Source organism: Dyella nitratireducens (genome assembly GCF_014642835.1).
Taxonomy (GTDB): Bacteria; Pseudomonadota; Gammaproteobacteria; order Xanthomonadales; family Rhodanobacteraceae; genus Dyella_B; species Dyella_B nitratireducens.
Window position 1 is genome coordinate 138875 of record NZ_BMJA01000006.1, and the last position, 23149, is coordinate 162023.

General features: G+C 60.4%; 21 protein-coding genes and 1 riboswitch. Of the genes, 8 read left to right on the forward strand and 13 right to left on the reverse strand.

Annotated features, from left to right (window positions below):
- Window positions 1-159 precede the first annotated feature (159 nt).
- The gene (locus IEX75_RS22455) at window positions 160-2295 is read right to left on the reverse strand and encodes a beta-agarase (RefSeq protein WP_188797971.1); all 2136 of its coding nucleotides are present in this window, start codon (window positions 2293-2295) and stop codon (window positions 160-162) included.
- Window positions 2296-2406: 111 nt separating this feature from the next.
- A complete protein-coding gene (locus tag IEX75_RS22460) occupies window positions 2407-3747 on the reverse strand; it encodes an amino acid permease (protein WP_188797973.1) in 1341 nt (446 codons plus the stop codon).
- Between the two features lie 171 nt (window positions 3748-3918).
- A riboswitch (S-adenosyl-L-homocysteine riboswitch) is annotated at window positions 3919-4000 on the forward strand.
- 18 nt (window positions 4001-4018) lie between these two features.
- Here IEX75_RS22460 and IEX75_RS22465 point away from each other — a divergent pair.
- The 4 genes from IEX75_RS22465 to IEX75_RS22480 all read left to right on the forward strand — a co-directional run bounded on the left by IEX75_RS22465 (window position 4019) and on the right by IEX75_RS22480 (window position 9377).
- Window positions 4019-4906 carry an ATP-grasp domain-containing protein gene (locus IEX75_RS22465; RefSeq protein ID WP_188797975.1) on the forward strand — a complete coding sequence of 296 codons (888 nt, stop codon included), beginning with the start codon at window positions 4019-4021 and terminating at the stop codon, window positions 4904-4906.
- A gap of 151 nt (window positions 4907-5057) precedes the next feature.
- On the forward strand, window positions 5058-6149 hold the full coding sequence (gene dinB / locus IEX75_RS22470; protein ID WP_188797977.1) for a DNA polymerase IV: 1092 nt from the start codon (window positions 5058-5060) through the stop codon (window positions 6147-6149).
- Entirely contained in the window at window positions 6146-8317 is a 2172-nt protein-coding gene (locus tag IEX75_RS22475; RefSeq protein WP_229721035.1) for an alpha-glucuronidase family glycosyl hydrolase, read from the forward strand. Before dinB ends, IEX75_RS22475 begins: the two co-directional genes overlap by 4 nt.
- A gap of 385 nt (window positions 8318-8702) precedes the next feature.
- Window positions 8703-9377: a hypothetical protein gene (locus IEX75_RS22480; RefSeq protein ID WP_188797979.1), complete on the forward strand. Its 675-nt coding sequence runs from the start codon at window positions 8703-8705 to the stop codon at window positions 9375-9377.
- Between the two features lie 67 nt (window positions 9378-9444).
- Here IEX75_RS22480 and lpdA read toward each other — a convergent pair whose 3' ends face one another.
- From lpdA to IEX75_RS22500, 4 genes are all read right to left on the reverse strand, one after another.
- Complete coding sequence (gene lpdA, locus IEX75_RS22485; RefSeq protein ID WP_188797981.1) at window positions 9445-11238, reverse strand: dihydrolipoyl dehydrogenase; 1794 nt, start codon at window positions 11236-11238, stop codon at window positions 9445-9447.
- Between the two features lie 19 nt (window positions 11239-11257).
- A complete protein-coding gene (gene aceF / locus IEX75_RS22490) occupies window positions 11258-12628 on the reverse strand; it encodes a dihydrolipoyllysine-residue acetyltransferase (RefSeq protein WP_188797983.1) in 1371 nt (456 codons plus the stop codon).
- A gap of 143 nt (window positions 12629-12771) precedes the next feature.
- The gene (locus IEX75_RS22495) at window positions 12772-13608 is read right to left on the reverse strand and encodes a mechanosensitive ion channel family protein (RefSeq protein WP_188797985.1); all 837 of its coding nucleotides are present in this window, start codon (window positions 13606-13608) and stop codon (window positions 12772-12774) included.
- A 176-nt stretch (window positions 13609-13784) separates the two neighbouring features.
- On the reverse strand, window positions 13785-14588 hold the full coding sequence (locus IEX75_RS22500; RefSeq protein ID WP_188797988.1) for a DUF2884 family protein: 804 nt from the start codon (window positions 14586-14588) through the stop codon (window positions 13785-13787).
- 219 nt (window positions 14589-14807) lie between these two features.
- Here IEX75_RS22500 and IEX75_RS22505 point away from each other — a divergent pair, with 219 nt between their 5' ends.
- Both IEX75_RS22505 and IEX75_RS22510 read left to right on the forward strand, forming a co-directional pair.
- The gene (locus tag IEX75_RS22505) at window positions 14808-16463 is read left to right on the forward strand and encodes an FAD-binding dehydrogenase (RefSeq protein ID WP_188797990.1); all 1656 of its coding nucleotides are present in this window, start codon (window positions 14808-14810) and stop codon (window positions 16461-16463) included.
- Window positions 16460-17473 (forward strand): 2-dehydropantoate 2-reductase, encoded by a 1014-nt coding sequence (locus tag IEX75_RS22510; RefSeq protein ID WP_188797992.1) that lies wholly within the window; start codon window positions 16460-16462, stop codon window positions 17471-17473. The genes IEX75_RS22505 and IEX75_RS22510 overlap by 4 nt, the downstream gene beginning before the upstream one ends.
- 75 nt (window positions 17474-17548) lie before the next feature.
- Here the strand turns inward: IEX75_RS22510 and IEX75_RS22515 are convergent, their stop codons facing one another.
- The 7 genes from IEX75_RS22515 to IEX75_RS22545 form a co-directional block, all read right to left on the reverse strand.
- A complete protein-coding gene (locus IEX75_RS22515) occupies window positions 17549-17881 on the reverse strand; it encodes a hypothetical protein (protein ID WP_188797994.1) in 333 nt (110 codons plus the stop codon).
- Between the two features lie 48 nt (window positions 17882-17929).
- On the reverse strand, window positions 17930-18514 hold the full coding sequence (locus IEX75_RS22520; RefSeq protein WP_188797996.1) for a DUF924 family protein: 585 nt from the start codon (window positions 18512-18514) through the stop codon (window positions 17930-17932).
- 5 nt (window positions 18515-18519) lie between these two features.
- Window positions 18520-18963, reverse strand: coding sequence for a DUF2383 domain-containing protein (locus IEX75_RS22525; RefSeq protein WP_188797998.1), 444 nt, complete (start codon window positions 18961-18963; stop codon window positions 18520-18522).
- Between the two features lie 111 nt (window positions 18964-19074).
- Window positions 19075-19827: a DUF2884 family protein gene (locus tag IEX75_RS22530; protein WP_188798000.1), complete on the reverse strand. Its 753-nt coding sequence runs from the start codon at window positions 19825-19827 to the stop codon at window positions 19075-19077.
- A 64-nt stretch (window positions 19828-19891) separates the two neighbouring features.
- A complete protein-coding gene (locus tag IEX75_RS22535) occupies window positions 19892-20425 on the reverse strand; it encodes a hypothetical protein (RefSeq protein ID WP_188798002.1) in 534 nt (177 codons plus the stop codon).
- Window positions 20425-20976 carry a peroxiredoxin gene (locus IEX75_RS22540; protein ID WP_188798004.1) on the reverse strand — a complete coding sequence of 184 codons (552 nt, stop codon included), beginning with the start codon at window positions 20974-20976 and terminating at the stop codon, window positions 20425-20427. The genes IEX75_RS22535 and IEX75_RS22540 overlap by 1 nt, the downstream gene beginning before the upstream one ends.
- Window positions 20977-21078: 102 nt before the next feature.
- Window positions 21079-21540 (reverse strand): hypothetical protein, encoded by a 462-nt coding sequence (locus IEX75_RS22545; RefSeq protein WP_188798006.1) that lies wholly within the window; start codon window positions 21538-21540, stop codon window positions 21079-21081.
- Between the two features lie 218 nt (window positions 21541-21758).
- Here IEX75_RS22545 and IEX75_RS22550 point away from each other — a divergent pair, with 218 nt between their 5' ends.
- Window positions 21759-22175, forward strand: a complete 417-nt coding sequence (locus tag IEX75_RS22550; protein ID WP_188798008.1) for a universal stress protein — start codon at window positions 21759-21761, stop codon at window positions 22173-22175.
- Between the two features lie 113 nt (window positions 22176-22288).
- Window positions 22289-23113, forward strand: coding sequence for a ferritin-like domain-containing protein (locus IEX75_RS22555; protein WP_188798010.1), 825 nt, complete (start codon window positions 22289-22291; stop codon window positions 23111-23113).
- Window positions 23114-23149 lie beyond the last annotated feature (36 nt).

The following is a 23149-nucleotide window of genomic DNA, read 5'->3' on the forward strand; positions in this document are numbered from 1 at the left end:
CATTCCGGCGAAAGCCGGAATCCAGTTTAAATATGCGTCCGAAGGACCCAACATTTTTTATGTTGAGTGCTACGCACAACGTATTTGCACTGGATTCCGGCTTTCGCCGGAATGACGGTGAGGTATATCTAAGCATTTCGTACAAACAAGCAACGCGCCTCAATGGCGCAAACTCAGATTCGTTTTCCGCACAGCATCAATGAATCCATTAAACGGAATATCGGTAATCCCCACCAACCCGGTATGACTGTTCTCCCCATCAAGCAACCGCCCCGTAACCGGTTCATCGACGTACTCGAACCAGTGCGTTCCAACGATTGCCGGATCGCTCGCCGCCGCCTGCACATAGCGCGCATAAGCCGCACCGCGCTGATCTTCGGTCCACACTGATACGACACCTTTGCCGAACGGACCACGATCACCCGAGCCAAAATGAAACTCGGTGATCATCATCGGCTTGTCGAGCTTATGTATGGCATCGAGATCGACACCGTGCTGCGGCAGATCCGCATAGATGTTGAAGCTAATCACATCGCAATACTTCGCGCACGATGCCACCGCTTCCGGCGTATTCACCGCAAAGCGTCCACCCAGGAAAAGATGATGCGGGTCGTGGCGGTGGATCGCTGCCGCGACGAGGCCGAAATATTGATCGGCATAGCGTCGCAACCAGGCGCTGTAATCGTCAGCAATGGCTGGATAAGCTGCATTCGGTTCCGGCGCGGGGAAATTCGCTACATCCAGCGCTGACCAATCACCGAGCGCAATGCCCCATGCGGCGGCCAACTTCGATGCCGCGCCATATTTCTTCTTCAGCATGGCGATGAACGCCTGCTTGGCCGCACTTTGCGCTTTACCGTGCAACGTGCCCATCGCCAAGCCCCAACGCCCCTGCGGTCCCTGCCCTGCCCACGCCAGTTCGTTGTCGGCGTAGTAACCGAGCAACCAGGGATCATCACCCGATGCGGCAGTGTCTTGTGCCACCGATTGTTCGACCGCTTGCGCAAAGCGCGGATCGAAGGGGTCGGGCATACGCCCCCAATAATCATAGCCACTGGAAACGTTGCCGAACGGGCCATGGATGGAGATCGACAAGGTGTAAGCCAGGCGATGTTGCTCGGTCAGCGCCTTATCGCTCCAATTGCCGATGGTGTTGAAACCCCACGCTTGCAAACGATCTAGCGTGCGCTTACGCCACGCGGCCAGCCAATCGGCACCATCCACGCGATAGAGATTCGCCTCGTAGAAATCGAACCAGCGTCCGTGATTGGCACCGAGACCCGCACTCGCAGCGCGTTCGGCATCACGCGTGTCGCTGCTCCCATAGAACGCGCTCCATAGTGATTGATCCGGCGGCAGATTCACGAACATCGATTCGCGCCCTTGCACATAAGTGCGCGTGTCATGGGATGTCACCGTGTTGAGGCCCAGCGAGAAGAACGCATGTCCGTCAGGCGTAACGAGCCACCAGCGGCCATTCGCTTTTTGCGTATGAAACCAGCCGGTGCGTGTCAGCGGAATGTCCTCGCGGCCACCGTACGCATCCAAACCCTGACGTTCGGTCAACTGGGTTTGCAAGCGCTTCTGCTCTTCAGCGTGTGCGCTGCGCAAAGCAGCATCGCTGTCGATCTTTTCCGGCCAATGGCCGCGCGTGTATTGGCCCCATTGATCGACGATGCCGCGATAAGCGTCCTGCACGGCTGAATCACCCCTACTTGTTTCCAGCTTGCCCAGCAGCAACTCCTGCACCGCCTGCGGTGCCGGCATGCCAAGGCGAATGTCGTGCACCTGTGCGAGATCGATCGCTCCCTCCACGATCCCGGCAACGAAAACGGTATGCCCATGATCATCGAACGGCATCGGTGGCCCTACCTGCATGCCGAATGCGCGCGACGACGTGGCATGCAAAGGAATGATCAGCGTTTGTGCCGGTCCGGCGGGCAGACCGATCTGAGCATGCAAGCGCTGACCCGCGGTGCCATCGATCGTCACATCCAGCGTCACCGCCCACGGCATCGCGTTCTGCACCTGGATTTGCAGCGTGCCCTGCCCGTTCCAATTCGACACGCCAGCTGCAGGTGTGATGACGATCTGCGGCTGACCGACCGGTTGAAACGCGTAACGCTGTAAAGGCGTGCCATGCGCATCGCGTTCGACCTGGCTGGTGCGTTGCACTTGTTGCAATTGGATATTTGCCGGCATGGATGACGCCGCCAGATCTGCAACATCTGCAGCAGTGCTACGGAACGACAACAGTCCCAGCACCAGTCCAGCGCATGGCACGATGAATTTCATTCGTCATTCCTGGTACGTCCGCGATGAGGCTAGGATGATAATCGTAGGTTGGGGTGCAAACCCCAACATTGCCGTATCTTTAGCACCCGATGTTGGGGTTTGCACCCCAACCTACGCATTCGCGCGCTGCCGGCTCCACCAGCGCCACAACGCATACACCGGCACACCCAGCACGATGATCACCAAACTCATGCCGGCATCACGCGGTGTGCTGATCACCGTCGCAGCGATCACACCCAGCACCGTCGCCACGAACACGAATGGCAACACGGGATAAAGCGGCACGCGATAAGGCGAACTCTGTGCACCGAACTGTCGGCGGTACCAGAACAAGGTGGCGATGCCGAAGGCATGGCCCAGCCATTCGCCGACGGTGGTGTAGTTGACCAATGAATCGAAGGTACCCGTGACGATCAGCACGATGGCCCAGAGGCCCAGCACGCCCAACGCAACTTGCGGTGCACGCCAACGTGCGTCGATTTGCCCCACCGAGCGGAAGAACATGCCATCCGCACCCATGGTCTGCAGCACGCGCGCGCCACCAGCAATGGCGATGCTGCAATAGCCGAAGGTGGAGCACGCGATGCCAATGGCCATGATGGTGGCGCCGCGCGGCCCGAAGATGCTGCTCATCAGATCCGCCGCCGGCGCCTTGCTGGCGGCCAAGCCTGCATGGCCCAGGCCCACGAGGTAGGCGATGTTCGCCAGCACGTAGCAAACCACCACACCGACCAGACCCAGGGTGAGTGCGCGCGGCAAGGTACGCTGCGGATCGCGCACCTCGCCCGCCATGTCGTTCAAATAGTGGAAACCGCCGTAAGTAAACAGCACCGGCAATACCGCGCCGATCCATGCGCCTGCGGATACGTGCACCGTCGTATCCACGGCCAGTACGCCGCCAAAGTGCCCATGCGCCAGTACCAGGCCAACCACCAGCAGCATGCTGATCGCCGCCAGTTTCAGCAGCGTAAACACGTTCACCAGCCAAGCACCGGCGCGAACGCCGAACAGATTGACCCCGACGATGAAAAAGATCGCACCCGCCGCAACCGGCTTCACCCATGGGGCAGGCAAGCTTGTGGCGCGGCAGAAGTAATCGGCAAACGTCACAGCCACGGCTGCGACGCTACCGGGATAGTTGATCAGCGCCATGGTCCAGCCGAACAGAAACGCCGGTAGTGCACCGAAAGCTTCGCGCAAATAGAGATAGATGCCGCCGGCCTGCGGACGCCGCGCACCCAATTCGGCGTAGCACAGCACACCGGCCAGCGTGAGCAGGCCGCCCAATACCCATAGCGCGAGTAATGGCAAGCCGGATCCGGTGCGCTCGGCAACGGTCGCTGGCGTGCGGAAGATGCCGCTGCCGATCACGCCACCGACCACGATGGCGGCGCCGCTCCACATACCGAGGCGACGCAGATAGGAAGAGGATGAGGAGGTTTCGTCGGTCATAGATGCCGACATTAACCTGAGATGGCACCGGATGTCCGGTGACCTTTGCCCTATGCGACCGACCGGCAGCCGATCCCGGACGATGCAATGACCTAAGTCACGTTGACACTTCAAAAGAAGGTCCCGGATACTCGCCACGTCACGCGCCATGACCCGCTACGCTGGCGCATCGGCCCCGAGGGGTGCTGCGACGGACGCCAGTCCGCCACGCTCGGGCCGCCGACCCAACCCTGTTCAAGGGCGCCCACCTCAATGATGTCGAGGTGTCCTCATGTCTTCTCCGCAATATCGACTTGCCATTGCTTCGTCCCGGGAGTTTTCATCCATCCATATGGATGACGTCTACCTCGTCGCCGTGCTCGAGCTACTTGGCATAGAACCCACCGTTTGCGTCTGGAACGATCCTGATGTGGATTGGACGGCTTTTGATGCCGTATTGATACGCACCATCTGGGATTACTTCGAGCACTACGCCGCATTCCTTGCTTGGACACATACGCTGGATCGGCTTGGCGTCACGGTCATCAACGACACGAAGATGCTGCGCTGGAATGGCGACAAGCGTTATCTGCTGGATCTCGAACGACAAGGTGTTCCGATCATTCCAACCCGTGTGGCGCATGGCGACGCGTTGCACGCAGTGCTGACGTCCATGGCCGATCAGGATGTGGTGACCAAGCCTACGGTGAGCGGTGGCGCGTGGCATACCGTGCGCGGCAAAGTTGGCACGGTGGATTTTGAACAGGCACTCGCGCGATTGCCGAAACAACTGGACTATCTCGTGCAGCCATTCGTGCCCGAGGTCGCGAGTCATGGCGAATGGTCGCTATTGTATTTCGGCGGCGCCTATAGCCATGCCGTGCTAAAACGCCCAACCTCCGGTGACTATCGCGTGCAGGAACAGCACGGCGGCATCATCAAGCCGGCGACACCGGATGACGCCATGGTTGCCGCCGGAAGCAGAACCTTGGCGGCGGTTGCCGCACTAGGCCATCAGGCGCCGATCTATGCGCGCGTGGATGGCGTGGCGGTGGATGGCCAGTTCCTGATGATGGAACTGGAAGTGATCGAACCATCGCTGTTTCTGGCGGAGAGGCCGGATGCTGCGGAGCGGTTTGCGCGGTTGCTGTTGGAACGATTGCAAACACTTACGTGCTGAGGCTTGTCGTTTGCCATGATCAGCTCTCTCCCCTGCAAGCAGGGGAGGGTGCGCATCACGGCAAGTATCGAGAGCATCACTCTGTCTTCAGTGCAGAGACCAGGAAGCCGCACGTACTAGAATCCCTCTGACCCCACAACCCGCGCACATCGTGCCCAACGCGTCACGCAAGATCATTCACGTCGACATGGATGCTTTCTACGCATCCGTGGAGCAGCGTGACGATCCCTCACTGCGCGGCAAACCAGTGGTGGTGGCCTGGCGCGGCGCGCGTTCGGTGGTGTGCGCGGCAAGTTACGAAGCACGCAAGTTCGGCGTGCGTTCGGCCATGCCGGCGGTGCGGGCCGAGCGGCTTTGTCCGCAGGCGATCTTTGTGCCGCCGGATTTCGTGCGCTACAAAGCCGTCTCACGCCAGGTGCGGGAGATCTTTGCGCGCCATACCGACCTGATCGAACCGCTGTCGCTAGACGAAGCCTACCTCGACGTCACCGCCACCAAGACTGGCCTGCCCTCCGCCACGGCGACGGCTGAGGCAATTCGCGCCGCGATCCGCGAAGAGACTCATCTCACCGCCTCGGCTGGCGTCGCGCCGAACAAATTCCTGGCAAAAATCGCCTCGGACTGGAACAAGCCAGATGGCCTGTTCGTGATTCGCCCGCATCAGGTCATGGGCTTTCTTGCGCCGCTACCCGTGAATCGCCTGCCCGGTGTGGGCAAGGTGATGGAAGCGAAGCTCACGGCACTAGGCATCGCCACAGTCAGTGAATTGCGGGCGCTACAAGCCGAGGAGCTCGAACAGCGCTTTGGCCGCTGGGGCCGGCGATTGCATGAGCTTTCATTAGGCATCGACGACCACCCGGTGCAACCGAATCAGCTCACCATGCAAGTGTCGTCGGAGGATACCTTCGAGCACGACCTTACCCTCGACGAACTCGAACCGCATATCCGCCAGCTTGCAGAAAAGACCTGGGCTGGGCACATGCGTGAAGTGCAACGCGGACGCATCGCGCGCACCATCGTGCTAAAGCTCAAAACATCCGACTTTCATACCCTCACCCGCAGCCTTACACCCTCTGTGCGGCCGCGCTCAGCCACCGAGCTTGCCGACCTGGCTTGTGCTTTGCGCGAGCGGGTCGAACGCTCCGCCGACAGTCGCTATCGACTGGTAGGCGTAGGCTTGTCCGGCTTCGTGGATCAGGACAATGTCATGGCGCAAACCGATCTGTTCGAGGACATTCCATGAGGTCACGCATGCGTGCATGGGCGATAGTCACCTTGATGCTGGCGATGATCTCGTGCGCATCGCCGTCACGTGCCGAAGATGGCTACGAACTATGGTTGCGCTATCACCCGCTGCCACCCGCGCAGGTGACCCTCTACAACCATCAAGCTACCGAGTTGATTGCCGGTGCTGCCACGTCTACGCAGGACGTGACCCGCAGCGAATTGCAGCGTGGGCTCAGTGGGTTGCTCGGGCACACCGTGTCGTTGTCTGATCACATCACTCACGATGGCGCAATCGTCGTCGGTACACCCGGCTCATCGGCATTGATCGGTAGCCTGCACCTGAATACCCAAAATCTTGGTAGTGATGGCTACTTGATTCGCAGCGTCATGGTGAACGGGCATGCTGCAACAGCCATCGTCGCCCAAACGGATGTCGGTGCGCTGTACGGGGCCTTCCACTTTCTGCGCCTGCTGCAAACCGCACAGCCCATCGAACATCTCGATCTGCGCGAAACCCCGCGCTTGAAGCTGCGCGTACTCGATCACTGGGATTACCTGAACGGTCAGGTCGAGCGCGGCTATGCGGGTGCGTCGATCTGGGATTGGTGGAAGCTGCCGGACTGGCGCGCACCGCGCTATACCGATTATGCGCGCGCCAATGCTTCGATCGGCATCAACGGCACGGTGCTCAACAACGTCAACGCGGGCGCCATCATCCTTACCCCGGCATATCTTCAAAAGGTGGCTGCGCTGGCGGATGTATTTCGACCCTATGGCATCCGGGTTTATCTGAGCATCCGCTTCAGCGCGCCCATCGAGATTGGTGGATTGAAGACTGCTGATCCACTCGATCCGCAGGTGCAAGCGTGGTGGCATGCCAAAGCAGATGAGATCTACAAGCTCATTCCGGATTTCGGCGGCTTTCTGGTGAAGGCCAATTCCGAAGGCCAGCCCGGTCCTGAGGATTACCATCGCACGCATGCCGATGGTGCCAATATGCTTGCCGACGCACTCGCACCGCATGGTGGCGTGGTGATGTGGCGCGCATTCGTTTATTCGCAGAAAAATCCGGAAGATCGTGCCAAGCAGGCGTATGACGAATTCAAGCCGCTCGATGGCCGCTTTCACGCCAACGTGTTGGTACAGGTGAAGAACGGCCCCATCGATTTCCAGCCGCGGGAACCCTTTCATCCGCTGTTCGGTGCCATGCCGAAAACGCCGCTGATGATGGAATTCGAAATCACCAAGGAATACCTCGGCTTCGCCACGCATCTGGTCTATCTCGGGCCGTTGTTCGAAGAAGTACTGTCGGCCGATACGATGGCGCGCGGCAACGGCTCCACCGTGGCGAAGGTGATCGACGGTTCGCTCGAAGGCCATCCGCTGACGGGGATGGCTGGTGACGCGAATATCGGCACCGACCGCAACTGGTGCGGTTCGGATTTCAATCAGGCCAATTGGTACGTGTTCGGCCGACTCGCCTGGAACCCCATGCAATCGTCACGCTCCATCGCCGAAGACTGGGTGCGCATGACCTTCACCAACGACCAGGCCTTCGTCAAACCCGTCGTCGACATGATGATGGGTTCGCGCGAAGCCACGGTGGATTACATGACGCCGCTTGGCCTGGTGCATCTGATGGGACCTGGCCATCATTACGGCCCCGCACCGTGGGATGCCAGCGAGTCAGAAGCGGATTGGCGGCCGGTCTATTATCACCGCGCGGATCACCAAGGCATCGGCTTCGATCGCACCAGTACGGGTAGCGATGCCGTGGCGCAATACGCGCCAGCGCTTGCGGCGCAGTTCAACGATGTGAAGCAAACACCAGAGCAATACCTGCTGTATTTCCATCACGTACCCTGGGATTACCGCATGCGTTCCGGCCAGACGCTGTGGCATGAACTGGTGGCGCATTACACGCAGGGTGTGGAAGACGTGAAGCAAATGCAAGAAACATGGCAGCATTTGGATGGCCATATCGATGCGGAACGCTATCGCCAAGTAGCTGCTTTTCTTGCTGTCCAGGAAAAGGAAGCGCAATGGTGGCGGGATGCCTGCATTGCCTACTTTCAGAGCATTTCCGGCCTGCCATTACCACCGGGTTACGCGCCGCCGCAACGATCGCTCACCTACTATGAGTCGCTGAAGTTTCAGTATGTACCGGGATTTTCGTCATGGTGAACAGCGCGTAGGTTGGGGTGCCAACCCCAACGTCGTCATTCCCACACATCGCGATGTTGGGGTTTGCACCCTGAGATATCCCCGCGTTTTTTGCCCGTTATGCCTGAGAAGTCCTGGGTTTACATGAAGTTTGTTTCGAAGCCAGTCGTCATTCCGGCGAAGGCCGGAATCCATCGCCAGTGCGAAGCATGGATTCCGGCCTTCGCCGGAATGACGGTTCGCTCTGAAACAACAGTGACCTGAACTCCAACTTTTCCGCTTGGACAACGCAAAAAACGTGGGGATATCTCAGGGTTTGCACCCCAACCTACATACTTTTGGCGCTTTCCGCGTAGCATCCAGACTGGTTACGCTTGGATATCCTTCAATCCTAGGGTTGCCTGCCATGCACCTTGAGTTGCCCCACGTACCGTTGAAGTCGCTAAAGGACTTCCTGAAGCATTATTTGATGATCGTGCTCAGCATTCTCACTGCACTGGGGCTGGAGGCGTGGATTGAACGCACGCATCACATTCACGCAGCCGAGTTTGGCAGCCGCCAGATCGAGGCTGAGGTCCACTCCAATCTGTTGGCGGTGGAATCCGACCTGCAGAACGACACCAAGCAACTGGAGCGGCTCGACAAGATCCGCGCGAGCGTGGCGCAGGATTTCAAATCGCACCTGCCGGATGAGGTCATCAAGCAGCACATACTTGCCCAGGTCAATGACAAATTCGATTTGAACATGACCTTCCCGGCCTTGCGTCACGAAGCATGGGATGTCGCAGTGGCCAACCAATCAGCCAGTTGGATCGACCCGGAGCGCATGCAACGATATTCCGCTGCCTATGCCAGTCAGCGTGATGCCCTTGCCACCATGGCTGAAAACGCAACGCTGTTGACAAGCAGCACCAATCTGAGCGACGTGATCGCCGATCTGCGAACAGGTGATGTACAGCCGCGCGAATTTTTGCACACCGTCAGCCAGATGACGGCTCTGCAACAGCAAACGGTGAACAGTCTCAAGATACTCGAAAAGCAGCTCAACGATGCGTTGACCGCCAAGCCAGGCGCCGTTTGAGCCGAACATCCGCAAACAAAAAGGCCCGGAGAATCCGGGCCTTTTGCTACTCCATGATCAATATGCCTTACTTCTTCTTCGGCATGTACAAATCGGTAATGGTGCCTTCGTAAACCTCGGCCGCCATACCCACTGATTCGCTCAACGTCGGATGCGGATGGATGGTCAAACCGATATCCGCGGCTTCAGCACCCATCTCGATGGCCAGTGCGATTTCCGAAATGAGATCACCGGCGTGCGGACCGATGATGGCGCCACCGACCACACGATGGGTTTCCTCATCGAACAGCAGCTTGGTGAAACCTTCGGTGCGATCGATACCGATGGCACGGCCGCTGGCCACCCATGGGAATTTGCCGACACCGATCTTCAAGCCCTTTTCCTTCGCTTCGCGCTCGGTGACGCCGACCCATGCGATTTCCGGATCGGTGTAGGCCACCGACGGAATGACGCGTGCATCGAAATGGCTCTTCTGGCCAGCAACGACTTCCGCCGCAACCTTCGCCTCGTGCGTGGCCTTGTGCGCGAGCATCGGCTGGCCGACCAGGTCGCCGATGGCGAAGATGTGCGGCACGTTGGTGCGCATCTGCGTGTCGACGTTGATAAAGCCGCGCTCGGTCACGGCCACGCCGGCCTTGTCCGCACCAATCTTGTTGCCGTTCGCCGAGCGGCCCACCGCCACCAGCACGCGGTCGAACACGGTGGTTTCCGGAATGCTCTCGCCTTCGTAGCTGACCTCGATCCCCTTCTTGGTGGCTTTCGCTTCCACCACCTTGGTCTTGAGGTGCACGCCCTTGAGCTTGCCGTTCAAGCGCTTGGCGAGCGGCTTGATCAGGTCGGTATCCGAACCGGGGATGATCTGATCCATGAATTCAACCACGGTCACTTCGCTGCCGAGCGCGGCATACACCGTGGCCATTTCCAGGCCGATGATGCCGCCGCCGACCACGAGCAACTTGCCGGGAACATCCTTCAGTTCCAACGCGCCGGTGGAATCCATGATGCGATCGTCGTCCCACGGGAACGCGGGCAGACGCACCGCTTGCGAGCCGGCGGCGATGATGGCGTATTCGAAGCGCAGCAGTTTCTTGCCTTCGGCCGTGTCGATTTCCATTTCATTCGGCGATACGAAGGTGCCGACGCCCTGCACGGTGCGTACCTTGCGCTGCTTGGCCATGCCGGCGAGGCCACCGGTGAGTTGGCCGACCACCTTGTCCTTGAAGCTGCGCAGCTTGTCGAGGTCGAGCTTGGGCTTGCCAAAGGTCACGCCGTGCGCAGCCATGGCTTCCGCTTCGTCGATCACGGCTGCGGCATGCAGCAATGCCTTGGAAGGAATGCAACCAACATTGAGGCAAACGCCGCCGAGCTTGGCATAACGTTCCACCAGCACGGTATCGACGCCCAGGTCTGCGGCGCGGAACGCGGCGGTGTAGCCGCCGGGGCCGGAGCCGAGGACGACGAGTTTGCATTCGATGTCCGCCTTGCGACCGGTAGCGCCAGCAGCTTGCGGCGCTGGTGCGGCCGCGGGCTTGGCCGGTGCGGGAGCAGCAGGCGCAGGAGCCGGCGCAGCGGCGGGAGCGGGAGCTGGCGCGGCAGCCTTCGGCGCTTCCGCTTCGGCACTCGCCACCTCGAGGATGGCAATGACAGTGCCTTCGGACACCTCATCACCCAGCTTCAGCTTCATCTCCTTGATGACGCCGGAAGCACTGGATGGAATCTCCATCGTCGCCTTGTCCGACTCCAACGTGATGAGGCTTTGCTCCTTCGTCACGCTGTCGCCGGCTTTCACCATCACCTCGATCACCGGCACGCCTTCGTGACCGCCGATGTCGGGGACTTTCAATTCAATCGTATTGGCCATGATCAGTGTTCTCCTCGCGTCAGAGCAGCAAGCGGCGGATGTCGCCGAGCTGGGTGGCGAGGAAAGACGCGAAGCGCGCGGCCACGGCGCCGTCGATCACGCGATGGTCGTAGCTGAGCGACAGCGGCAGGATCAGGCGCGGCGCAAATTCCTTGCCGTTCCACACCGGCTTGGTTTGCGCTTTGGATACACCCAGGATCGCCACTTCCGGCGCGTTGACGATCGGCGTGAACGCCGTGCCGCCGATGCCGCCGAGCGAGGAGATCGAGAAACAGCCGCCGGACATGTCGTTCGGGCCGAGCTTCTTGTCGCGCGCCTTCTTGGATATCTCGCCAAGTTCGGTCGCCAGATCCAGCAGGCCCTTCTTGTCGCAATCGCGGATCACCGGCACCACCAGGCCATCGGGCGTGTCCACCGCGATGCCGATGTGGAAGTACTTCTTGAGGATGAGTTTCTCGCCGCTCGCATCCAGCGAGGCGTTGAGTTGCGGGAATTTCTTCAGCGCCGCGACCACCGCCTTGATCTGGAACACCAGCGGGGTGATCTTCAGATCCTTGTTTTCTTCGCCGAGTTTCTTGCGGAACGCTTCCAGTTCGGTGATGTCGGCGTCTTCGTGCTGGGTGACGTGCGGGATCATCGCCCAGTTGCGGGCGAGGTTCTGGCCCGAAATCTTCTGGATGCGGGTGAGCGGCTTCTCTTCCACTTCACCGAACTTGGCAAAGTCGACCTTCGGCCAAGGCAGAAGGTTGAGCCCACCACCGGCGGCCACCGTGCCACCCTCCACTGGGCGTGCACCGGAAGCCAGCGCGTGCTTGACGTAAGAGGCGATGTCTTCGCGCACGATACGGCCGCTACGGCCGCTGCCCTTCACCTGGCGGATGTCCACGCCCAGCTCACGCGCGAAGGCGCGGATGGCCGGCGTGGCGTACGGGGCGTCGCCTGGCATGACCAGCTTGGCATCGAACGGCGGACGGGCCTGCGGTGCCACGTCGCCCTCCGGCGCATTGCCGGGCAGCACGCTGCGACCGCCGAGCGGTGCGGGTTCTTCTTTCACTTGAGGGGCAGCAGGTGCCGGAGCGGGTGCTGGGGCCGGCGCCGGTGCCTTGGCGGCCGGCTCGTCTGCCTTGGCGGGAGCCGGCGACGCGGCGCCACTGGCTTCGATGATGGCGATCAGGGCGCCTTCGGACACCTCGTCACCCACCTTCAGTTTCACTTCCTTGACCACGCCGGCGAAGGGTGCGGGCACTTCCATCGTGGCCTTGTCCGACTCCAGGGTGATGAGGCTTTGATCTTTCTCTACCGTGTCGCCGGGCTTGATCATCACCTCGATCACGGGCACATCGCTGTGACCGCCGATATCCGGGACGCGGGCTTCTTTAAGGTCGGCCATGATTTCTCCTGCGGGAACGAAGCAGCCACGCGGGGGAAGGCGGAGGTGGCCGCAAGACGTTCATCATAGCAACCGGCACCCCATTCAGGACATGCCGAATGCGCCTAAACCACCCATGCGCATACGTATGCGGCGCATTTATCCTATTTAATAGGCAGCTGGCCGCTGATGATATGAATCTCCCGCTGCGGAAAGGGAATGCTGATGTTTTCGGCCTCAAAGCCTTCCTTCACGGCGCGTAATAAATCGGTTTGGGCAGGCCAGAAATCATCGGTGCTGGTGTGGGCGCGCAACAGCAGATGCACGGCACTGTCCGCCAGGCTTTCGGTCCAGGCGGTAGGGGCGGGACTTTTGAGGATGCGAGGATCGGCCGCGAACAAACGCTGCACGATCGCCAACGCCTTGCCGATGTCCTCGTGATAGCCGATACCCACACGCAGCTCGAAGCGGCGTGTGCCACGCCGGCTGAAGTTGATGATGGCGTCAGCGCCGATCTTGGCGTTGGGTACGACGGCCTCGCGGTTGTCCGCCAGCACCAGCTGGGTATGCATCAGGTTGATGCCTTCGACCGTACCCTCGGCACCACCGGCCTGGATGTAGTCGCCGACCCGGAACGGACGGAACACGATCAGCAGTACGCCCCAGGCCAGATTGCTCAGCGACCCTTGCAAGGCCAGGCCGATCGCCAGGCCACCGGCGCCCAATGCCGCCAGCAGCGGAGCACTGGGTACGCCTGCCGTCTGCAGGGCGATCACGATCAAGACGGCGATCAGCACGCCATACAGCAGGTTGCGCATGAAGCCGCTGAGCGTGGGGTCGATCGCCGCGCGATTCATTGCCCGCTGCAGGAAATTTGCCAGCCGTCTGGCGAACCAGTTGCCAATCAGCAACACCAGCATCGCGCCGAGCAGCGCTGGGCCGTGCCGGGTGAAGAACGCAAGCAGATCGTCGCGTGAAACGCTTAGAAGGTGCTCAAACATGGGGCAATCCTTGGCAGATCGCTGCAAAGCCTAGCAGTCGCCTCCGGCTTGTGCATGGCAGCTCGTTGATGGATACGCACTGCAATAGGTAAAAAAAAGCCCGGTGGGGAACCGGGCGTGTGACTGTCCCGTGCAGGGAAGCACGGCTGGGGGATGGTTCACTAGCCGGAGGATGGCTAGCGTTGGGCGTAACTCGCCTTGTCGGTACGGTCCATGTTCGAATCGATCAGTTGCAGGCGCTCGCCGCTCGGCAGGCGGAACTGAAACTGCTGCTGCAATTGCTGTAAATGGCCCAGCTTGGGGCACAGGGCTTCGGCGCGTTGGCCGAGTTTTTCGGCGGGTCCATTGACCGCTTTATCGATCGTGGCATCCAGGGCGTCGGTGCGCGCCTCGAGCGAAGCAAGCCGGTTCGGGTCGCCGCTAAGCGCATCCTTCACGACGTCGCCGGTGACGTTGCCCACCAGATGAGTGACCGTCCTTTGGAGGTCATCTCCAAAAAATGCTTCCTCGTCGCCGGCATGCCACCTGCCCTGCCCGAGCGTTCCATCGATATGGCGCATGGCTTCATCATGCCGATCGCGCAAGTCGTGCAGCAGTCGCGTACGCTCATCGCCGTTATCGGCAAGCGTGGCAACCACGGTGGTCAGCGCGGAATAGCCAATATCCACGCCATCGCGGGCAATGGCTGCAACCGCCGGCAGCAGGTCGCGCACTTCGTGTTCGTATTCGCGCAGGCGTGCAGCATCCGCGTCGGACACCGCCATGGTTTGGCCGTCCACGCGCAACGTGCCCTCGTGTATGAAGACCTCAACGGGATGACCGCTGCTGCGCGTAAAGTCGATGCCGCGCGTTGTGACTTGCATGTCGTAGTCGCTGGTGTAAGAACATGACAAGTGATGCGTATGGCTGTCCGTCGCCTGCGCACCGCCAGGCGTGGCGAACGTCAGCAATGTGATGAACGAAAGCAAGTGACGGCGCATGAGAATCCCTCCCAGGATGCCAACCGACGCGGCTGTTGCACGCTTGGATGCGTCCCTATGCGTATAGGGTTTAACGCCAGGTGGATGCGCAGCATGGGCCGTACGTCATTCCATGCCATCGGTCATGCGCCTCGACCATGACGATTGGCGCAGCGCACATAGGCAAACGCGCAAGCGCACGATAAGTTGGGGCCTTGGATGGTGGTCAGGGGCCTGTCTATGCAATCCACCGATGTCATCATCGTCGGAGCCGGTCTCTCCGGACTGGTCGCGGCGACGGAGCTGACCGATGCCGGCCGGCGCGTGGTGGTCATCGAGCAGGAACCTGAGCAGAGCCTGGGCGGACAGGCGTTCTGGTCGTTCGGTGGGCTGTTCTTCGTGGATTCGCCGGAACAGCGACGGATGGGCGTGCGCGATTCGCACGCGCTGGCGTTGGCGGACTGGATGGGCACTGCTGCCTTCGATCGCCCAGAAGATCACTGGCCGCGCAAGTGGGCCGAGGCGTATGTCGATTTTGCCGCGGGCGAAAAACGCACGTGGCTGCACGGCATGGGCATGCGCTGGTTTCCCGTGGTGGGTTGGGCCGAACGCGGTGGCTATGGCGCGATCGGTCATGGCAATTCAGTGCCGCGCTTCCATGTCACCTGGGGCACCGGACCGGGTGTGGTGGAACCGTTCGTGCGGCGTGCGCGCGAAGCACAGGCAAAAGGTTTGCTGAGCTTTGCCTTTCGTCACCGCGTCGATGAGCTGATCGTAGAAAACGGCAACGTGGTGGGTGTGCACGGCGCACGACTGGCGGATGACAGCATCGCGCGCGGCAAGCCGAGTTCGCGTGAAGTCATTGGCGATTTCGAGTTCCGCGCGCAAGCCGTGATCGTCGCCTCCGGCGGTATCGGCGGTAATCACGAACTGGTGCGCAAGAACTGGCCGGAACGATTGGGACCGCCGCCACGGCACATGTTGTGCGGCGTACCCGCACATGTCGATGGACGCATGCTGGGCATTAGCGAAACGGCTGGTGCGCGGCTCATCAACCGCGACCGCATGTGGCATTACGTGGAAGGCATCGAGAACTGGAATCCGATCTGGCCGATGCACGCAATACGTATCCTGCCCGGCCCGTCCTCGCTGTGGTTCGACGCACGCGGCAATCGACTGCCAGCTCCGTTGTGGCCAGGTTTCGACACCATGGGCACACTCGAACATCTGCGTCGCACCGGCTTCGACTACAGCTGGTTCATTCTCGACCAGCAGATCATCCGCCGCGAATTCGCGCTATCCGGTTCCGAACAGAATCCCGATCTCACCGGCAAAAGCTGGCGGCAAGTTGCCAAGCGCGCCGTCGGCAAGCAGGCGCCCGCGCCAGTGGAAGCGTTCAAACGACACGGCCGTGATTTCATCGTGCGCGACAAGCTGGATGATCTGGTCATCGGCATGAATGAACTTGCCGGCAGCCAGTTGCTGGACGTGGCACAACTGCGCGAACAGATCGAAGCACGCGATCGGCAGTTCGACAATCCGTTCGCGAAAGACAGCCAGATCATGGCCATCCATAACGCACGCCGCTATCGCGGCGATCGCCTGGTACGCGTAGCAAAACCGCATCGCATGCTCGATCCGGCCAACGGCCCGCTGATTGCAGTGCGCTTGCACCTGCTTACACGCAAGACCTTGGGTGGCCTGGAAACCGATCTGGACGCTCGCGTGCTAGGACACGATGGCCAGCCGCTGCGCGGCCTTTATGCGGCCGGCGAAGCCGCCGGCTTCGGCGGCGGTGGCCTGCATGGGTATCGCGCACTGGAAGGCAGCTTTCTCGGCGGCTGTCTATTCTCGGGACGCGTAGCCGGACGCGCTGTCGCGGCTGCCGTTGCATGACAGCGACGCCGCGCATTGCCATCTACGGTGCCGGCATGATCGGCAACTATTTGGGTGGTCGGTTGCATGCACGTGCACATGTGCGCTTGATCGCACGCCCTCATGTCGCAGCCAGCTTGAATCAACATGGGCTGACGACCAGCGATTTGAATGGTTATCGTCGCCACGTACCTGTTGCGGCGCTCAACGTTGCCACGCAACCGGATGCTGCGCGGGATGCCGATGTGGTGCTGGTCACCGTGAAGTCGGCGGCGACCATGGAGGCGGCACACGAATTGGCCGATGTGCTGACGCCGGGCACTTTGGTGATCAGCTTTCAGAATGGCGTGCACAATACGGCAGACTTGCGCGCGGCATTGCCTGACTGCCGTGTACTCACGGGCATGGTCCCGTTCAACGTCACGCAGCCGCAACCCGCGCACTTCCATCAAGGATCGTCCGGCACCTTGATGGTGGAACGTTCGTCGGCGCTGCCGCCATCACTGCTTGCCGCTTTTGGCGCGAGCGGTCTCACGTTGCAACAGCGCGACGACATGCAGGCGGTGCTGTGGGCGAAACTGCTGATCAATCTCAACAATCCCTTGAATGCACTGAGCGGCTTGCCATTGCGCGAAGAGCTTGCTCAGCATGCATGGCGGCAATGCTTGGCATTACTGCAGCGCGAGGGTTTGCAAGTGGTGAAAGCCGCAGGCATTCGTCCCGCCCAACTCACCGCCCTGCCCGCCCGCTGGTTGCCACGGGTATTGTCATTGCCGAACGCAGTATTCCATCGCCTTGCTTCGCGCATGCTGGCGATCGATCCGCTGGCACGCTCTTCGATGTGGGACGATTTGCAGGCAGGTCGCCGTACAGAGGTGGATTACATCAATGGCGAGATCGTCGTGCTCGCGAAATCAAAGGGCATGCGTGCGCCGATGAATGCGCGCATCGTGGCGCTGATACGGGAAGCGGAGCAGTCGTACGTACGCTGGGAAGCCACGGCGTTGTTGAAGACATTGCGCGATTCGTAGGTTGGGGTGCAAACCCCAACGTCGTCATTCCCACACATCGCGATGTTGGGGTCCGCACCCCAACCTACGACTGTCCTAGCGCGCCACATCCTCGATATGCGCGATCTTTCCGCCAACGATGGTAAACGTGGTGATGCGCCCTTCGCGCTGGTATTGCCACTTCTCGCCCTTATCCTTGACGCTGGCCGACTTGCCTTCGCTATGGCCAGATGATTTCGCCTTGGTTTTGCCCTTCTTGCTCTTGCCTGGGTTGGATGCTTTCGAGTGCACGGAAGGTTCTCCCAGCAACCCCTTGACGCGCGCAGCGCTATCACCCACCACCAATACCTGGCTGCCAACTCGAATGCTTTGCAATGCGTGCGCGCTGAAGCTGGTGATCAGCAAGGCAAGAAAAAGATAACAGCGCATGACCTGCTCCCTGTCGTGTGGTCGCCACTCCGTGGCGGTAACTCGTCATTAAAATCCGGCGCCGGGCTTAGCCAGATAAGCCTGCTCTTCCGGCGTACTCACACGGCCAAGCCATGCGTTGCGATGCGGGAAACGGCCGAAGCGTGCAATGACCGCGGCGTGCCGGCGAGCATAATCGAGAAAACCGGTGTAATGCTCACGCTGCTCCGCAGGCAGACTCTGGCATAGCGCTTCGAAGAGAGTGACGCAACGCTGCTGAAGCGTGATGTCTTCGGCATGTTCGAGCGGCATGTAGGCAAAGACGCGCTGGATAGGCGGCAACTGGCGGTCGAAACCTTCCTCGATACCCCACAGCGCCAGCCGCTGTGCATGAAGATCCTGCGCGCACGCGCGAGCGTCGTGGCGATGAAGATTACGGGGAAATTGATCCAGCACGATCAGCAGCGCCAGCCAACCCTGTGGTGTACCTGCCCAATGCTTGAGTTCGTCGTGCATTGCTCGCTGCACCGTACCGGCAAAACGGGTGCGGATGGCCGTGTCGAATACCCGATTGGATTTAAACCATGCGTCGTGATGCGCCGCATCGAACCAGAAGGCGAGTACCGCCAACGCCTCGCTCGGCGGGGTCGGCATAGGGTTCAGTGGCCAAGGCCTACAGCCTTGGCCAGGCTGTGCATATCCAGATCGATGGAATGCAGGCGTGGCAATTGGCGATGAAGTTCCGCTTTCATGTCTTTGTCGACCACCTCAGCGCGCGCGATTACCCGTTCGAACGAACGCAGCAGGCTTTGCTCATGGCGCGCGAGCAGGCGGATCCAGGCATCATCGCTGCGCGGCATCAAAGCGTCGAAGCGGTGGCGCACGGCACCGAACATGCGCCGACGGGTGGCGGGGATGCCTTCATGGCTGCGGATTTGTTCCTGCAGTTCAGCGATTACCAGACTCAGTGACTGCGCTTCTTCATCCAGTACGGTGCGCAGCCCAGGCTCGCTCACCTGTGTCGCAGCATGGCGATACAGCGCACGCAGCTCAATACTGCGGCGGATCAGGCCATTGCACAGATGTTGAATCGCTAGCGACACCGGGTCGCCTCCTGTCTGAACGTGAATCTGGAACCGTCGCCATGTTGCAGGACAAGCACTTAGCGGCGGATAAATCCGTCTGTCATATCAGGCCTTCACTCAGCTGGCGTTTCACTGCTCGATTTGCAGCAAATTAAGCGGACGTCCATGGCTTGCGCGAATGCCCTGCTGCAATGCCGCCAGGCGCTGAATATCGGGGCAGAGCGCCTGGATGTCGGGGCGCAACACCTGCAGTCGCTGCTGCAGGCGAGCCTGGAATCCGGTAGTGAGATCGGAGGCCTGATCCCGCAAGGCCGCAGCCTGCTGCAGGTCGCCGCTCATTGCCGCGCTGAGGGCCTGCTGTCCCATCGCGGATGCGATCAAAGGCGCGATGTCACCGGCGATCTGGTTGGCGTATTGGTTGGCAGCATCGCCATGCCAGTCATGCGTACTCTGGCTGGCAGCCACGCGTTGATGCAGATTGGCAGCATCGGTAGCCAGGCGGCGTTGCAGTTCGGCCTGCGTTCCAGCGTCTAGATTGAGGCTGTCCGCTTCCTGCTGCACCGTTTGCACCGCCACGTCCACGCCGCGATGGATGACGACTTTTACCCGCGGTACCAAGGCAAGCAATTCGCGCTGAAATAGGGCAAGGCGATCCTGATCCTCGGCGTTGAGCGGCACGTTTTGTCCGTCCGTCTGCAGCGTGCCCGAGCCAACCACCACGCGTGTCGGCGCCGGCTGGGCGCGATCGAAGATCAACTGCCCCTGCTGCAAGGTAAGGTCGTAGCTGCTGGTGGCGTGGCATACCTGGGACAGGTCCTGCGCATGCAGACTGCCGGCAGTGAGCACGAGCATCCCGACGACGAGCAGGCGGTTGAAACACATGGCAAGGATCTCCATCGGGCAAGGCCCGACAGCGATAAAGCGCAACGGGATAACTGCGGCTGAATCAGCCAGGACGCGACCGGAACTGCAGGCGCACGGCTGGTTGCCCGAGCTGCCACGCCAGCCACAGCAGTGCCGGCACCGAGACGGCCTGCAACCCTAGCGCAATCAGCAGCGGACGTTTGAATCCCTCCAACTGCTGTTGGACGACGCTATCACGCACTTGCTCCAGCGCGCTCCATTGATGCCACAGCAATACCCCGCGATAGGCAAGCCATACGCACAGCACCAACGCCACGACACGCAACACTGACCGCGCCCATCCCTGGCGCAGGATGCATCCTGCGGTGGCGATGACCACCACGAACACAGCAGCGAGATAACCCAGGTCCCAGGTCAACATGTCATGCAATTTCGCCGCATTTTCTGCCTCGCCTGCGGGCAGGCCCTGCAGTGCTGCCCATACCTGCTGGGCGTGGCGAACGTATTGCGAGCCGAGAAAGCCAGCTACCAGCAACATGATCCAGGTCAGCATGCGCCACCACGCAAAACCGAACTTCTTTTTGCGCAGGTCCGTATCGAAGCGGGAGATCAACATCAGGCCGTGGCCTTCTTCAGTGTGGCGAGATCGCTCAGCACTTGCCCAGCGTTTTCCTTTGGATCGACATCGCGGTAGATCCTGGTGATCTTGCCGTTGGGGTCGATCAGGAACGTCGTGCGCTTGGCAAAATGCAAACCGACTGCCGACGTGAGTACACCATATTGAATGGCGACCTGTCGGTTGGCGTCGGACAGCAGCGGAAACGGTACGTGGTATTTCGTGGCAAATTCGGCGTGCGATTTTACGTTGTCCAGGCTCACGCCGACCACGTCCGCACCAGCTTGGCGCAGCTTGAGGATCTCGTCGCGAAAGGTGCACACCTCGGTCGTGCAGCCGGGCGTGAAATCCTTCGGGTAGAAGTACACCACCAGCCAATGCCCATGGTAATCGGCGGGGCTACGCCAATGGCCGTTCTGATCCTGCAAGCGGAACGCTGGTGCCACCTGCCCGACTTGCGGATTGCCTTGTGGACCGGTGCCGGCAAGCGCTGGCATTGCAGGCAGGCCCAGCAGGCCGATCATCGCAAGCAAGGTCAACCAACGACGCATAGACGCAGTCCCCACAACAACGGTAGGGACGGAGTATACGCGCCGCGTACCTAAGCGAAAGGCGCCTTGCGGCGCCTTTCGTGTGTCGATCAAAGTTACCGTTTAGCGATGCAGCGGTTCGATGTCGAACTTGTCGACGGCCAAACCGAGATTGACACCCTCGCCCGTACCCGACAGCGCGATCGAGGTCGTGCCCTTGGTCAGCACCTGGGCCGTACCGCTGCGCACCACACCCGCGGAAGCGCCGGCTTGCGCATAACTGCCATAGACATCCTTGATGCCGTAGACGTTGCTGATATCGCCATGACCGCTGACGTGGAATTTGCCTGCCGTCAATCCGCCACCGTGCATGTTGATGCTGACCGCAGCGCTCTGGCCGTTATCGCATCGGATGTCGCCACGTCCCTCGGCATGCTGATAGATCGCCGACCACCCGGAGAGGCTGTAGGTCAAATGGCATTTCACCGGCGCTTCGCCCGCCTGGGCCGACGTGACGGGAAGGCCCGTCAGGGCGCCGGCACACAGCAACACAGCGGCAGTCAAACCAAAGGTACGCTTGCTCATAAAAGTCTCCTTGACACTGGCATGGATCAGCCATGCGGCGGCAAAAGTGTGGAATCAAATAACTGAACAAATCGGCAAGAGCAGTCGGTGGCGTTCAGTGTCGGCAAGTTCCCGTGAGGCGGGCGTACAGAACGGTGCTGTTGTTTCCCTTCGCTTGATGCTTAACTAACAAGGTGCCGCGCACACTGGAACCGTGCGCTTTTCAACAGGGAGCACACATGCCCAAGTATTCGCTGGTCGGTTACGACAGTTCGGAAACCTCGCAACGCGCTTTCCGTTTCGCCATGGAACTGGCACGCGCCTGCAGCGGGCGGGTACGGGTGGTATCGGTGCTACAGGTGACCCAGGGCGGGGCCGATGCCTGCGCCTTGATGATGACCGACTCGGCCACCGAGCGAACCCGGGAAACCCTGCAGGAACTGCGCACCCTCGACCCGGATACCGACATGCTGGTGGACCTGGAAATCACCCATGGCAGTCCCGGTGATGCGTTGCTCAACCAGGTCAGGCAGCACCCTGTCGACCACATCGTGATCGGCCATACCGAACGCGGCGCTCTCGCCCGCTGGCTGCTGGGTTCGGTGTCGGAGGACGTGCTGGCCGGCGCCCACGTACCCGTCACCGTCATTCGATAAAAGCCGCCCAGGCAGGGGTGGGCTGGCATTAATCCGTCCCAGCGTTCACCATTTATCCTGTTGTCCCTGATCTGTCATAGATCAGATGGCCTTTTTTGCACAGGAACCGCTACGTGGACTACAGCACTGTCCTTCCTTGGACTCTGGAAAGTCTGAATTTTGCCGAGATCGACATGGCGCGCGTGCGCCACAACGAAAACCTGTTTCTACTGCTGTGCAGTGCATCGTTCGTGGAAAGCGGCTCGGATCTTTACACCAGCAACCTGATCGAGCATTTCGATGGTGACCTGGAACTGCAAGGCTGGCTGCGCGAGCACTGGGAGCATGAAGAGATGCAGCACGGTCGCGCCCTTGCCGCCTACGTGCGCCACGTGTGGCCGGAATTCGACTGGGATGCCGGTTTCCAGGCTTTCTGGAAAGACTACGGTGCACTTTGTACCAACGAACAGCTGGAAACCTCCCGCGGCCTGGAGTTGGCTGCCCGCTGCGTGGTGGAAACGGGTACGGCCAGCCTGTACCGCGCCTTGAACGACATCGTCGAGGAGCCTGTGCTCAAGCAGCTCACCAACCACATCAAGAGCGACGAAGTACGCCATTACAAGCACTTCTACCAGGCCTTCCAGCGTTACCGCGAACAGGAAAAGCTGGGGCGCTACAAGGTATTTCGCGCCATTCTTCGCCGCGTCAACGAGATCCGCAATGAAGACAGCGATATTGCGCTGCGCCATGTCTTCAATCAGTGCTATCCGCAGTACAAGGACGATCAAGTGCAGTTCCAGAAAGTAACCGGGCCTGCACAGGCACTGCTGCGGCGGCACATTCCTACGGACATGACGGTGAAGATGCTACTGAAGCCACTGGGTCTTCCGCCGCGGTTGCAACAGGTGGTGGAAAAGCCGCTTGCGCGTATTAGCGAGCGACTGTTCTTGCAGCAGTAGGTTGGGGTGCAAACCCCAACGTTGAGATGTATGCAT

Coding starts and splice junctions, on each gene's coding strand:
- IEX75_RS22455 (WP_188797971.1), bottom strand. CDS start 2,295: ATGAAATTCATCGTGCCATGCGCTGGACTGGTGCTGGGACTGTTGTCG.
- IEX75_RS22460 (WP_188797973.1), bottom strand. CDS start 3,747: ATGACCGACGAAACCTCCTCATCCTCTTCCTATCTGCGTCGCCTCGGT.
- IEX75_RS22465 (WP_188797975.1), top strand. CDS start 4,019: ATGTCTTCTCCGCAATATCGACTTGCCATTGCTTCGTCCCGGGAGTTT.
- IEX75_RS22475 (WP_229721035.1), top strand. CDS start 6,146: ATGAGGTCACGCATGCGTGCATGGGCGATAGTCACCTTGATGCTGGCG.
- IEX75_RS22480 (WP_188797979.1), top strand. CDS start 8,703: ATGCACCTTGAGTTGCCCCACGTACCGTTGAAGTCGCTAAAGGACTTC.
- lpdA (WP_188797981.1), bottom strand. CDS start 11,238: ATGGCCAATACGATTGAATTGAAAGTCCCCGACATCGGCGGTCACGAA.
- aceF (WP_188797983.1), bottom strand. CDS start 12,628: ATGGCCGACCTTAAAGAAGCCCGCGTCCCGGATATCGGCGGTCACAGC.
- IEX75_RS22495 (WP_188797985.1), bottom strand. CDS start 13,608: ATGTTTGAGCACCTTCTAAGCGTTTCACGCGACGATCTGCTTGCGTTC.
- IEX75_RS22500 (WP_188797988.1), bottom strand. CDS start 14,588: ATGCGCCGTCACTTGCTTTCGTTCATCACATTGCTGACGTTCGCCACG.
- IEX75_RS22505 (WP_188797990.1), top strand. CDS start 14,808: ATGCAATCCACCGATGTCATCATCGTCGGAGCCGGTCTCTCCGGACTG.
- IEX75_RS22510 (WP_188797992.1), top strand. CDS start 16,460: ATGACAGCGACGCCGCGCATTGCCATCTACGGTGCCGGCATGATCGGC.
- IEX75_RS22515 (WP_188797994.1), bottom strand. CDS start 17,881: ATGCGCTGTTATCTTTTTCTTGCCTTGCTGATCACCAGCTTCAGCGCG.
- IEX75_RS22520 (WP_188797996.1), bottom strand. CDS start 18,514: ATGCCGACCCCGCCGAGCGAGGCGTTGGCGGTACTCGCCTTCTGGTTC.
- IEX75_RS22530 (WP_188798000.1), bottom strand. CDS start 19,827: ATGTGTTTCAACCGCCTGCTCGTCGTCGGGATGCTCGTGCTCACTGCC.
- IEX75_RS22535 (WP_188798002.1), bottom strand. CDS start 20,425: ATGTTGATCTCCCGCTTCGATACGGACCTGCGCAAAAAGAAGTTCGGT.
- IEX75_RS22540 (WP_188798004.1), bottom strand. CDS start 20,976: ATGCGTCGTTGGTTGACCTTGCTTGCGATGATCGGCCTGCTGGGCCTG.
- IEX75_RS22545 (WP_188798006.1), bottom strand. CDS start 21,540: ATGAGCAAGCGTACCTTTGGTTTGACTGCCGCTGTGTTGCTGTGTGCC.
- IEX75_RS22550 (WP_188798008.1), top strand. CDS start 21,759: ATGCCCAAGTATTCGCTGGTCGGTTACGACAGTTCGGAAACCTCGCAA.